The sequence below is a fragment of the Fructobacillus sp. ESL1096 genome, from assembly GCF_058511985.1.
The window spans coordinates 985,653-997,305 of record NZ_CP196400.1 but is presented as its reverse complement, the minus strand read 5'-3'; the positions used below and the strand labels follow the sequence as shown (position 1 = coordinate 997,305).

14 protein-coding genes are annotated in these 11,653 nt (G+C 43.4%); 8 read left to right on the top strand and 6 right to left on the bottom strand.

Translation table 11 applies throughout. The features are described 5' to 3' along the window. The first annotated feature begins 9 nt into the window (after nucleotides 1-9). The 6 genes from ACSYSR_RS04980 (at nucleotide 10) to ACSYSR_RS04955 (ending at nucleotide 5,922) form a co-directional block, all read left to right on the top strand. A complete protein-coding gene (locus ACSYSR_RS04980) occupies nucleotides 10-1,446 on the top strand; it encodes an MFS transporter (protein WP_489815949.1) in 1,437 nt (478 codons plus the stop codon). Nucleotides 1,447-1,530: 84 nt separating this feature from the next. Then, nucleotides 1,531-2,700: a chorismate synthase gene (gene aroC / locus ACSYSR_RS04975; RefSeq protein WP_489815950.1), complete on the top strand. Its 1,170-nt coding sequence runs from the start codon at nucleotides 1,531-1,533 to the stop codon at nucleotides 2,698-2,700. 9 nt (nucleotides 2,701-2,709) lie between these two features. Continuing rightward, a complete protein-coding gene (gene aroA, locus ACSYSR_RS04970; RefSeq protein ID WP_489815951.1) occupies nucleotides 2,710-3,996 on the top strand; it encodes a 3-phosphoshikimate 1-carboxyvinyltransferase in 1,287 nt (428 codons plus the stop codon). 5 nt (nucleotides 3,997-4,001) lie between these two features. Then, nucleotides 4,002-4,859, top strand: coding sequence for a prephenate dehydrogenase (locus ACSYSR_RS04965; RefSeq protein WP_489815952.1), 858 nt, complete (start codon nucleotides 4,002-4,004; stop codon nucleotides 4,857-4,859). Further along, nucleotides 4,856-5,368: a shikimate kinase gene (locus ACSYSR_RS04960; protein ID WP_252773560.1), complete on the top strand. Its 513-nt coding sequence runs from the start codon at nucleotides 4,856-4,858 to the stop codon at nucleotides 5,366-5,368. Before ACSYSR_RS04965 ends, ACSYSR_RS04960 begins: the two co-directional genes overlap by 4 nt. Nucleotides 5,369-5,379: 11 nt before the next feature. After that, nucleotides 5,380-5,922 (top strand): hypothetical protein, encoded by a 543-nt coding sequence (locus tag ACSYSR_RS04955; protein ID WP_489815953.1) that lies wholly within the window; start codon nucleotides 5,380-5,382, stop codon nucleotides 5,920-5,922. Nucleotides 5,923-5,977: 55 nt separating this feature from the next. Here ACSYSR_RS04955 and ACSYSR_RS04950 read toward each other — a convergent pair whose 3' ends face one another. The 4 genes from ACSYSR_RS04950 to ACSYSR_RS04935 all read right to left on the bottom strand — a co-directional run bounded on the left by ACSYSR_RS04950 (nucleotide 5,978) and on the right by ACSYSR_RS04935 (nucleotide 8,193). Continuing rightward, entirely contained in the window at nucleotides 5,978-6,256 is a 279-nt protein-coding gene (locus ACSYSR_RS04950; protein WP_252773558.1) for a hypothetical protein, read from the bottom strand. 144 nt (nucleotides 6,257-6,400) lie between these two features. Next, on the bottom strand, nucleotides 6,401-7,147 hold the full coding sequence (locus ACSYSR_RS04945; protein WP_489815954.1) for a gamma-glutamyl-gamma-aminobutyrate hydrolase family protein: 747 nt from the start codon (nucleotides 7,145-7,147) through the stop codon (nucleotides 6,401-6,403). 130 nt (nucleotides 7,148-7,277) lie between these two features. Beyond that, the gene (locus ACSYSR_RS04940; RefSeq protein WP_489815955.1) at nucleotides 7,278-7,553 is read right to left on the bottom strand and encodes a hypothetical protein; all 276 of its coding nucleotides are present in this window, start codon (nucleotides 7,551-7,553) and stop codon (nucleotides 7,278-7,280) included. A 76-nt stretch (nucleotides 7,554-7,629) separates the two neighbouring features. Further along, a complete protein-coding gene (locus ACSYSR_RS04935; protein ID WP_489815956.1) occupies nucleotides 7,630-8,193 on the bottom strand; it encodes a hypothetical protein in 564 nt (187 codons plus the stop codon). Nucleotides 8,194-8,715: 522 nt separating this feature from the next. Here ACSYSR_RS04935 and ACSYSR_RS04930 point away from each other — a divergent pair. Together ACSYSR_RS04930 and ACSYSR_RS04925 are read left to right on the top strand one after the other, a co-directional pair. Then, nucleotides 8,716-8,865 carry a hypothetical protein gene (locus ACSYSR_RS04930; protein WP_252773554.1) on the top strand — a complete coding sequence of 50 codons (150 nt, stop codon included), beginning with the start codon at nucleotides 8,716-8,718 and terminating at the stop codon, nucleotides 8,863-8,865. A gap of 30 nt (nucleotides 8,866-8,895) precedes the next feature. Then, entirely contained in the window at nucleotides 8,896-9,024 is a 129-nt protein-coding gene (locus tag ACSYSR_RS04925; RefSeq protein ID WP_489815957.1) for a hypothetical protein, read from the top strand. Nucleotides 9,025-9,345: 321 nt separating this feature from the next. Here ACSYSR_RS04925 and ACSYSR_RS04920 read toward each other — a convergent pair whose 3' ends face one another. Both ACSYSR_RS04920 and ACSYSR_RS04915 read right to left on the bottom strand, forming a co-directional pair. Then, on the bottom strand, nucleotides 9,346-9,501 hold the full coding sequence (locus ACSYSR_RS04920) for an NINE protein (RefSeq protein ID WP_489815958.1): 156 nt from the start codon (nucleotides 9,499-9,501) through the stop codon (nucleotides 9,346-9,348). 199 nt (nucleotides 9,502-9,700) lie between these two features. Continuing rightward, nucleotides 9,701-11,272: a DHA2 family efflux MFS transporter permease subunit gene (locus tag ACSYSR_RS04915; RefSeq protein WP_489815959.1), complete on the bottom strand. Its 1,572-nt coding sequence runs from the start codon at nucleotides 11,270-11,272 to the stop codon at nucleotides 9,701-9,703. Nucleotides 11,273-11,653 lie beyond the last annotated feature (381 nt).

Genomic DNA, 11,653 nt, shown 5'->3' with positions numbered 1-11,653 from the left:
GAAATCGTTATGCAAACTTCCCGCTTTCGTCTCAAATCCGGGCTTTTCACCAATTACTTAGTTCATGGCTTTGGCATGATTATTCTGACCCAAAATCTGGTCACCCTGGCTCAGCACTGGCAAGCCACTTTACCGGTGGCCTCCTTTATCCTTTCTGGAATAGGGATTGGTCGCCTGCTTGCTTACCTGATTATGGGCTTTATTTCCGACCGCTTTGGCCGCAAGACAACCCTCTTAATTGGGATGATTACTTACCTAATTTTCTTCGTGGCTACGCCACTGAACCAATCACTTGCCTTAGCTTACAGCCTCGCCATCTTGGCTGGTGTGGCCAACTCAGCCCTCGACTCAGCAACTTACCCGCTCTTAACTGAAATTAACCAAAATGGCACTAGTAATAGCGTCTTCTTGAAGGCTTTCATTTCAATTGGCGAATTTATCTTGCCAATGCTTGTGCTCTTCTTAACCGAGCAAAAACTGTGGTTCGGCCTTTCATTTTTGGTTCCAGCAGGGATTTTACTGGTGAACCTTGTCAATATTTTGACGATCAATGTTCAGGCTGCCAAGAAAACAGCCGCTGTTACAGAAACATCCGGTCTCCAACTCGGCTTTGCTAAGAAATCAGTCTTGACCGCTGGGCTCTTCATCTATGGTTACACATCGATGGCCGTCATGATTTGGTTTACCCAATGGATTACCATTTTCGCTAAGAAAATTAATTTTACGGCTGCCATGGCGCACTTCCTCCTTTCCCTGTACAGCCTAGGCTCCATCAGTGGCGTCATTATTGTCGTGATATTACTACAGCGTTTAACCATTAAAAAAGAACTGTTCCTAACACTAAACGCTATCTCATTCCTGTCCATCACCACCATTACCTTGAGCACCAACGAAACGCTTTCAGCCGTCGCAGCTTTTCTCTTTGGTTTGAGCGCGGCGGGTGGCTTGATGCAAATCGCCTTAAACACCCTCTTGTCCATCTACCCAAAGCACAAGGGCATGTTAACCGGTCTCTTCTTTATTTTTGGTTCCTTGGCCTCCTTCTCAGTGCCAATCATGACTGGCCTGATTGTTAAAAACCAACATTTGAATTTGATGGCCGGCGACATTCTCGTGGCCCTGATCGGTTTGGTCGTCGCCTTGATGATGTACTGGGCCCTCCCCAAAGAAAAACCAGCTAACACCTCTTTGGCTGCTGCAAGGGCAGAAATTAATCGTATCGACACGCAAATCATTGACCTCCTCGAACAGCGCTTTGCGGCTGTCGATGACGTCCATCAATTTAAGCAATCCGGGCAAATTGCCATTAAAGATCTCGACCGTGAGCGGCAAGTCCTCGCTCACGTTGCCAGAAAAACTAAAAATAAAAAATTGGTCACTTACAATCAAGATATCATCCAAACAATCATGGATAATTCACGCAAGTACCAGGCTTCACTCAAATAAAAAAAGGTCAATTTGACAAAAAACGTGACGATGATAGCCGTTATCATTGAAAACCATCTCAACCATAGAAAAGGAAAAAACATTATGCTGACTTACTTAACTGCTGGTGAATCACACGGACCGGAACTTTCAGGAATCCTCACGGGCATCCCCGCTGGTCTTCACCTTGATATTGATGAAATTAATGCCGCCTTGGCAGCCCGTCAGGGTGGTTACGGCCGGGGCAACCGACAAAAGATCGAACACGACCAAATCATTATCACTGGTGGCGTTCGCCACGGCCTAACACTTGGTTCCCCAATTGCCTTAACGGTTAAAAACCGTGACCACAAGCAATGGTCCGAAATCATGAATCCCACCTCAGCTGAAACACCAGAAAATACTTTGCGTGCCGTTAGTCGGCCCCGCCCTGGCCATGCTGATTTAGTTGGCGGCATGAAATACGGTCATCGTGACATGCGCAATGTGTTAGAACGGTCCTCCGCCCGCGAAACAGCGATGCGGGTCGCTATTGGTAATATCTGCAAGCAGGTCTTACAAGCTCTCGACATCAAATTGGTTGGCTACGTTGAAGCCATTGGAGGCATCCATGCCGAAGGCAGCCAACCCACAGACGTTGATCAAATCGAACGGTTGATTACCCAAAACGACATGCGCCTCACTGAAGAGACCCAGGTGACAGCAATTCACGATTTAATTGATGCAGCTAAGCGTAACGGCGACACTTTAGGTGGTGTAATTCGTGTAGTTGCTGAAAACGTCCCTGCCGGCTTAGGTTCCTACGTTTCCTGGGATACAAAATTAGATGCCAAGCTGGCGGCGGCGGTCATGGGTGTCAATGCGATGAAAGGCGTTGAAATTGGCGACGGTTTTGAAAACGCTGAACACCGTGGCAGCCAGGTCATGGATGAGATTGATTGGCAAGAGGGTCATGGATTTTCCCGTAATTCAGACCACCTGGGTGGCTTTGAAGGCGGGATGACCAACGGCATGCCAATCATTGTTAAGGCAGCCATGAAGCCCATCCCAACTCTTTACAAGCCATTACAAAGTGCCGACATCAATAGCAAGGAAGTTAAAAAGGCTACAGTGGAACGCTCCGATACCACTGCGATTGTGCCCGCTTCAATTGTGATTGAAAGTGTGATTGCCATTGAATTGGCTAAGGCGATTACCGATACTTTTGACGGTAGCAACCTCACCCGCTTACAAAAGCAAATTGCGGACTACCGTCTCGAACTCAAGAATTTCTAAGGATAAACCATGGCAGAACAAGATCGAACAAAATTAACAGGACGCATCACTGTTCCTGGTGACAAGAGTATCTCCCACCGCAGCATTATTTTTGCGGCAATTAGCACGGGCGTCACAACGATTGATAATTTTTTGAAATCAGCTGACTGCCTCTCCACGATGCAGGCTTTCAAGGACTTGGGGGTCAAAATTGATGAACAAAAAAGCCAAGTACTGGTCAAAGGTGTTGGCTTAAAGGGACTGACACAAAGCAGCCAACCCCTTGACATGGGGAATTCCGGTACGTCAACGCGGTTAATCACTGGTCTTTTGGCCGGCCAAGATTTTGCTTCCACATTGGTCGGGGATGCCTCACTTTCCAAAAGACCAATGGCCCGGGTCACCGACCCACTCAGTCAAATGGGAGCTAATTTTACCAGCACTGAAAACCACCTACCATTAATGGTCTTCGGTCGCCCCCTCCACGGGTTTAATTACCGCCTGCCGGTTGCCAGTGCCCAGGTCAAAAGTGCCATCATCCTCGCTGCTCTGCAGGCAACGGGCGAGACCGTCATCGAGGAACCAACGGCCTCCAGAGACCATACTGAACGAATGCTAGCGACCTTTAGCCCAGCCAGTATTGACCGGCATGGTCACCAAATTATCATTCACCCTGGCCATCCTCTGACCGCCCAACACGTCACCGTTCCCGGTGACATTTCTTCCGCCGCCTTCTGGTTGGTTGCGGGTGCAATTGTGCCCGGCTCTGCTATCACGATTGAAAATGTTGGTATTAATCAAACGCGCACCGGCATCCTTTCAGTTCTAAAGAAAATGGGTGCACAACTAACCATTCAAGAACGGACTCAGGCAAACAATGAAACCGAACCTGCTGCCGATATTACCGTCACCGCCTCAAAACTACAGCCCTTTACAATCGGTGCTGAAGAAATTCCCGCTCTTGTTGATGAAGTCCCCCTATTAGCCCTCTTAGCTGCTCGAGCGGATGGCATCAGTCGCATAACTGGCGCAGAAGAATTACGCTTTAAGGAGTCTGATCGGCTAGCCGTCGTTGCAGAAGAATTTCGTAAGCTTGGCATTGCCATTGAGGAATTACCCGATGGTTTCGTGATTGACGGACGGCAAAATTGGCAGGTACACAGTACGGATTTGGATAGCCACCATGACCACCGCATTGCAATGACCCTGAGAATCGCCTCTCTCCTCCTTTCTAAGCCAGTGACAATTCGTGACTTTGATGCCGTCAATATTTCTTACCCCAGCTTTCTAGCTGACTTACAACGATTAAGGAGTTGATTAAATTGAAATCCGTCTTTATCAACGGGTTAGGGTTAATTGGGGCCACGATGGCCAGAATCATCAAAGCCGCTAGCCCGACCACAACCATAACTGCTTTTGATTCTAAACAAGAAAATGTGACCACAATGGTAGCTGCTGGGGTTGTCGACCAAACCGTTGACTTTGCAACGGGAGCCAGCCAGGCTGATTTAATCATTCTTGCCACCCCCGTTTCTGGTATCTGTGAAAGCCTCCACCAGTTAGCTCAGCTGGACTTAAAGCCAGGTGTTCTCGTGACCGACGTTGGTAGTAGCAAGGAAACTATTCTAAGGGCCGCTGAACCCTTAATGGACCGCGGTGTCCAATTCCTAGGTGGCCACCCGATGGCCGGATCCCACCTAACGGGAAGCCAAAATAGCCGGCTGGACCTTTTGGCCAACCACAGTTTTTTCTTAGTGAATGGCAATGCCAGTCCCACGACTATCAAGGCCTATCAAGCACTCTTGGTTCCAGCTCAGTTGCACTTTAGTGCTTTAACTGCTGAGCAGCACGATCAACTAGTCTCAGCTACCAGTCACTTGCCCCACATGGTTGCCTTTGCACTAACCAACACAATCATTCCGGAGGTGGACGACATGGCTATCGATCCTGGTATTCCCTCCGGCGGTCTGCTTGATACCACACGAATTGCCAAGGCAGACCCTGACATGTGGACCGCTATTTTTACGAGCGAGCGGACTGATTTATTAGCACAGATCGATCAATTTCAAAAGCAACTAACCCGGTTACGAACTGCCATCTCGGTTGATGACCAGGACAGTATTCATGACCAACTCCAGGCCGCCAACACGGCCCGACGACGATTGGAGGACAAGCGATGAGAATTACCTTAATAGGTTTTATGGGTTCCGGTAAAACTACTGTTGCCAAAGAGCTTAGCCACCAGTTGAACCTACCGCAAAATGATCTTGATACCCTCATTGAACAGACTGCGGGCCTAACTATCCCCGCCTACTTTGAACAATTTGGTGAGGCTCGCTTTCGTCAGCTCGAGCAGAGTGTCTTAACCGAGGCACTGAGCCTAGAAGGCATCCTGTCAACTGGTGGCGGCACCCCCGTTCAAGTCAGCAACCAAGGCCTACTGAAAAATCAGCCTGGCCCCGTCATTTTCTTGGATGCCAGTGACCAGACCATTGCTAGTCGGCTCTTGGCCGATGGGGTTACTAGTCGGCCACTCTTTCAGCAACTGGGGATGGACGGTCTGCTAGCGCTCAAGCAGACTCGCCAGCCAGTGTACGAAAAAATTGCCAGTGAAATTATTACCGTTGATGGCAAACAACCGGCTGATATCGCAAAAGAAATTATTCATTCAATCAACGTTAACATTTAGGAGGATTGACGATGGCTACCATTCATACTCTAGGACCAAAAACAACCGACAGCTATCAAGCCGCCAAGCACCTGCAAGATGAGGATCCTGACTATCGAGCTCTCACAATCACCCTGCATGAAAACTTTGAGAACGTCTACCAGCACCTGACTGATTTTATCGGTGATTATTTTTTGGTGCCAACTGCCTACCAATCAGACAATGGCGACAGTTGGACCAGAAATAACTACCGCTATCTCGATCATCTCACGATTCAAACGACCTTTTTCTTACCAACCATGCCGATGTTATTAACGGAAAACCAAGCAATCAAGAATAAAAAAGCCATCCTCCATCCAGCAACAACGGAGTTAATTCAGCAATACATGGTTGATAGCCACCAAAATCTAACCATCGACTTCGTCCCCAGCAAGCCCCTGGCACAAAAGGCCTTCGAGAAAGGCCACTATCAATACGCCATTTTCAGTCAGCAATCCTTCCTCCCCCACGATTCATTGACCATCATCAAGGAATACCACCCCGAGATGGTCTGGTGTCTTTATCAAATCAAATAAAAATCAGCATTCGCTCATAAAAAAAACCGGCTAAAAAGTCGGTTTTTTGATGATTTTATTTGGCAGCAGAATGTTTGCTTTGGGTCTGATTTTTGAAATAAAAATAAGCCAACCAGCAAAGCATAAAGACGGTAAAGTATACCAGCATCTCCCAGGTACCCGTCACAAAATTGCTCATTGAGCGAGCATCACGTTCGGTCTCAATCCGAATTCCGAGTGCCGTTTCTGTCACCCCGCTCTGGGAAATATTAAACATGGCGACAAAGAAATCTATCAACAGCAGTCCCATAAAAATGAGTCCGCCCTTTGTCACCGGCCATAAATATTTTTGCATTCTAATCACCTCATTGCTATTAAATTTGGCTTTCGCTTGCCACCATTATAAGCAATTCAGTTTGCAAAATTTATTCCCATTTGGCATAAATACCCGGGTTTCAGTAGTGTAAAATTAAGGGTTTATTGCAATTCTTATTAACAATCAATTCCGTTCACTATTTAGTTCATTAGGGCTTTTTTCAGCTACCAAGGCAAAAAAATCTTGGAAAAGCTTCTCCTGCTTTTCATGGTCAGACCAGAAAGTTTCCGGATGCCACTGAACGCCGTAAACGGCCAAATCAGGATTTTCAATCGCCTCAATTACCCCATCCTTGGCCCGTGCCGTGACCTTGAAACCATCGGCAATCTTTTTCACTGCTTGATGGTGCTTGGAGTTCACGAACGGGTGCGCTCCCTGAGACTTGGCCAGGAAGCTTTTCTCTTCCACATTGACGAAATGGGTTGGAAAAGCCGAATCGGGCACCTGTTCGTGACGAATCGCTTCCTGTTCATATTGTGAAGGCAAATCCTGATATAGCGTGCCACCAAAGGCCACATTAATAATTTGAATACCACGGCAAATTCCCAAAACGGGTTTGTTCTGCCGCACGCTTTCTTCAATGACTGCTTTTTCAAAGTCATCGCGTGGCACATAAGTTACGCCAATTTGTTGGTGTGGGTCTTCACCGTAAAGATGTGGTGAAACATCCGGTCCACCTGGAATAATAATGGCATCCACCATGCGCACCATCTCTGCTACCATTGCTGACTTAACAATTGGTAAAATCACTGGCACCACGTCATTTTTAACCAAAACATCTACTAGACTCTTTTGAACGTAGTTAGCTAGCTTCAATCGACTTGGGGCCGTTTGCTGCATATTCGCATCTGCTGTAATACCAATTTTCATTAATTCGTCCTCTTTTCAACTATAATAAGCAATCTTGATTATAGACCAGTTGAGAAAAAAAGGAAAATATTGATAAAAAATTAGTAGCTAATAAAAAGACGACCTCTCGGTCGTCTTTACTGATTGAAAATTATTTTGAATCACTTTGTTCTGCCTCATCGCTAATATCGCGACGGCCAAAGCCTGTATCCGCTTGTTCTTCAACAACAACCCGACGTTTCCCACTGCGGACAATGTAAACGATAATGGCTGCAAGAATCAACGAAAAGATCCAGTGGTGGAGAAAGAAACCAATGATTAACAAAAAGCCAACCAAAATTAAAAAGTATGAAAATACAGATAAAGTGAAGCGGAATAATGAAACAACTCCCCACACTACTAAAATTAAACCAAATAATAAGAACACGTTTTATACCTCATTCAATATCATGATTGTAACTCTAGTGTAACTCAAATAGATTAAGTGAGAATATAATCCGCTTTTAGCGCTCTTGCCCAACCAAATAATCCTGGTAGGTTTGCCGGTTTTGCTTGACGCATTTTTTCAACAATTTTTCAAAGTAGTCAGCCGGACTAGCCCCTATAACCGGATTTTCCCGACGGCTTAAAGTCGTCTGAACAAAATCACCATCATCAAAATCTAAAAAGTTAGCAGCAATGGTCTTAGTCTCCTCAGTCTCCGCCACCACTTCATAGTATTCAATTTCATCAAAGTTTTCAATGAAATAAAGGTTGCCGTCGGCATCAGCATGGCCCAAGTCATAAAACAAATACTCTGTCTTAACATCAATAAAGAGACCATCACCGAGATTTAAGGCATTTTCATCTTGGAATTGCTGCTTGAGATAATCATGGGCCTCTTTTGGCGTATGAACGTCAAAATCAAAGTCATGGTCACTCTGCTGGTTTTGGTCGACCAAAACCTGATTAACTCCATGCCGAAACATTGCACCAACAATACGACGGCGGCGAGCTAAATGGTATGCCCGCACAATTGCAGTCAAAAACAGCAAGGCGACAATCGTCATTGAAAACAAGAAAAACATTCTGATTCTCCCAAACAATTAAAAATCAGGACACTAAACAACCTGATGTTCAATCGAACCTAATAAATTTGTACCATTTCTTTGCAAGAAAATTGGTAACTGACTCCATTAGTTTAACTCTCTCGTCGCTTTTTTGTCTATCATTCTGATGACAATTTAGCGAACTTATCTTTACTGACAGAAATCAAACGGCTCATCCACAAACAAGTTCATCCACTAAGCTGACTGGATCTCACTTTGTCGGAAACTAATTTCGAAATAGCGGGCTGAGGTTTACTACGCTAAAATCTCCTCAAAGAAATTAATCTTCTTTGTCATTCATATCCCATTTTCAACCTGAACAAATCCAATACCAGCTAGCTGTTTCAATTCTTAGCACCGAATTGGCAACTATCGTAATCGTAGCTGAATCCCTTTAAATTTATTAAAAGAATCACCTCGAACATTGAAAAATACGTCGTTTTACTTACAATGAAGGAAGACAGTTACTTGTACCTGTTATCCAAAGAACGGAGAGAATTAATGAAAACAGAAGTTATTATCGCTAATACTGCTAAAGGTTTTGAAAAAAATTTAAATACAGCCATCAGCAATCTGACAGACCAAGGTTATGAAATCGTGTCAATTTCACCATGGTCACTCAGCTATCGCGCTATTATTTTATACCAATAATCTAATTTTTTCAGAAAGGAAGAGCGCCTAATGTACAAGAAAAACAAAGAAAACGAAGACCAACAACCCCGAGACACGCTTTACACTCGTCCTTGGTTCATTATGATTGGCATCATTGCGGTCCTCAGTATGGTCGGCTATATTGCCTTGCTTGGGTGAACGATTACTAATACCAAATCAGTATTGGCTTAGGTCCACTTTCACAACATCAAATAAAAAATAAACCCCACCGTTCAATCACGGTGGGGTTTTATAAATGGTAACAATTTGTTATCCGGAAAAATTTGTTAACTGACACCAATGTTAGAATTCAAATTAGGACATTACTGATTAGTAACCTAGTTCATTAATGCTTAGTCGCAATCCCTAGTTAGCATAACGACCATTAATAAACGTTAGTTGATTGCTATGATTATTGGAACCATAAGCTTTAACCCGAGCAATCACAAAGTCAACAAAAGGCCAAATTCCAAAGTTAATCTATGAACCAACAAGTAGCTTGAGCAAACCTAAGCCGATTTGTCCGCGAATAAAGCGATCAACACCAAAGGTACCAACCAAAAAATTGCAAACCCAAACAAAAACATGCTTATTCACGTTGTTAATCCTTGCATTGCCATCATATATAGTATCCATATATATATTTCTCCTTATCTTTTAAATAATCTTATTGATAATATTTAAATACAATTTTATTATTTATTTTACTTTGTTTACATACAAAATGTTGTTTTGAAGACATTTTTCCAAAAATCAGACGCAAACCCTGAAAAAAAATAAGAAAAACCTCTGAATGTCGATAACATTCAGGGGTTTCAGTCAAGTTGAGTCACAATTAATTATTTTCTAAATTTTTAGCAGCTTGACCATCTTTTAGCAAGAAAAAGGCTAGAACAGCAGCGACTGTTAAAATCGATGCCGAAACCAACATCACGCTGTTCATTCCTGCGTAAAAGGCTTTTGAGGCAGCATGCTGAAGACTTTTCACCATTGTCATTGGTGCCTGAATATCCTGTGACATAATGCTATGACTCGAAAAGGGTCCTTCTGCTAATAACTGATCTTTGATCTTTTCAATGCCTGGTAAATGGGTATCAAAAGAATGAAAGAAAGTCTGCAGATGAGTATCATATGTCCTACTTTGAGACAGCCCTAAGATCACGACTCCAAAGGATGTTCCTAACTGCATAAAGACATTGACTAGGCCTGATACCATTCCAATTTCAGCCGGTTTTGCATCTGCCAAGGCTGCATTATTCAACAACGGATTGACGAGTCCATTTGATACTCCGAGCAAAATTAGTGGCAAAATTAGTTCCTGATAAGACAGCTGGGTTGTCATGGCATTAGCGAAGAGTAATAGACCGACAGCGCCCACTAATAAGTTAACCGCAATTGTGCGGCGGTTTGAAAACTTATTGGTTAAATAACCGGCAACTGGCCCTAAAATCAAACTCCAAATGGTCATTGGTACCTGACGTAACCCAGTTTCAAAGGCTGCGTAAGACAGCGCATTTTCCATCATCGAAGTGATAAAAATTTGCATCGCATAAATGCCGGATCCCAAGGCAAAGGCAACAATAATCGAACCAACAAAATTTTTATTTCTAAACAAGGATAAATCCATCATTGGTTTTTCGATTCTCGATTCAACACCGATAAATGCCACTAACAGTAGAATTGCTGTAATTAACCAGAATGCGATTTGAGGATTAAACCATGATAATTGCGCATGATTTTCCTTTTGAATTAATCCATAAATCGCAGAAAAAATGGCTGCCGAAGATAAAAGCATCCCCCAGAAATCAATTTTCTGACCTTCACCATACTTTGGCGTTTCTTTTGTTGTGAAATAAACTAAAAATCCTGCCAATATTCCAATTGGAATGTTTACATAAAAGATTGATGGCCAGCCAAATGACTCTGATAAAATACCACCAATCAAAGGACCAGAAACAGTTGAAATTCCCATCACTGAACCTAAAATACCTAGGGCAACTCCCCGTTCTTTTCCATCAAACAAAGAGGCGACTAGTGCCAGCGCTAAACTCATTAAGCCGGCGCCACCGAATGCTTGAATGACCCGACCAATATTTAAAATCAGCAACGACGGTGCTAAACCGTTGATGGTTGAAGCTAAAACGAAAATCAGCATGCTAATTAAATAGATTCGTTTACGGCCATACATATCACCCAATTTTGCCACAATCAAGATGACCACCGCATACGAAATTGTATAGGCACTAATCACCCATTGAACATTGCTAAAGTTGGTCTTAAAGCCCTCAGCTATAATTGGCAAAGCAACATTCACAATTGTTACGTCTAACAAACTCATAAAGACGCCCAAGGATAGTGCAAATAATGCCCACCATTTCCTTGGACTACTTTTTCCTGAATTACTCATTTCTAATTCCTTTCCGAATACAAGTAACAGTAATCAGAACGGCCATTAATAGTGATGATTTGTTGAATAGATCTTATTAGTAGAGCAGCCCAACTACTCCACTTCGTATTCACGTAATCACTCGAAAATAAATTTTTGCGGCCTGTTTACTTTCGTATCGCTTTAACAAATGAATTCGACAGCTAATTTCTTTCAAGAAAAGAATCAACCGAACAAGTTTCACCTCTTAGTTGCTTTTATCAAAATGAAAGCAAAAAAAAAGATGATTTCTGAATGTGCCTTTAGAGTTCTCTAAAGACATCCCATTCAACAAATCATACATAAGCTAAGGCCTTTTTCTGATTACGTCAATAAATAAGATTTATCGACTAGATTCATAGT